1 protein-coding gene is annotated in these 470 nt (G+C 66.2%); it reads left to right on the top strand.

Annotation, left to right across the window (positions count from 1 at the left end; genetic code table 11):
* Positions 1-374, top strand: a 374-nt coding sequence (locus P0G09_RS15585; protein WP_275253105.1) for a homocysteine S-methyltransferase family protein, incomplete at its 5' end; no start/stop codon positions are given.
* Positions 375-470 lie beyond the last annotated feature (96 nt).

Genomic DNA, 470 nt, shown 5'->3' on the forward strand with positions numbered 1-470 from the left:
GCCTGAAACTGGGGGCCCGCCCCGAGGAGCTGAACATCACCGATCCGGCGCTCATCGAGAGCATCCATGCCCGGTATGCCGCCGCAGGCAGCCGCAGCATCAATGCCAATACCTTTGGCGCTTCCGCCCACAAGCTGGCGGGCAGCGAGTACACGCTGGAGGAGATCATTGCGGCGGGCATTGCCAACTGCAAACGGGCCTGTGCCCCTTACGGTGCACTGGCCGCGCTGGAGGTGGGGCCGCTGGGGGAGCTGCTGGAACCCAACGGCACCCTTGCGTTTGAGGATGCCGTGGCAGAGTATGGCCGCATCGTCCGGGCAGGCGTGGCCGCCGGGGCTGACCTCGTGTTCCTTGAGACCTTTACCGATCTGTAGGAGCTGAAGGCCGCCCTGCTGGCCGTCAAGGAGAACAGCAGCCTGCCCGTGCTGGCCAGCATGAGCTTTGAAGCGGGCGGCCGCACCTTTACCGGC

This window comes from Faecalibacterium sp. DFI.5.82, from assembly GCF_029076575.1.
Taxonomy (GTDB): Bacteria; Bacillota; Clostridia; order Oscillospirales; family Ruminococcaceae; genus Faecalibacterium; species Faecalibacterium duncaniae.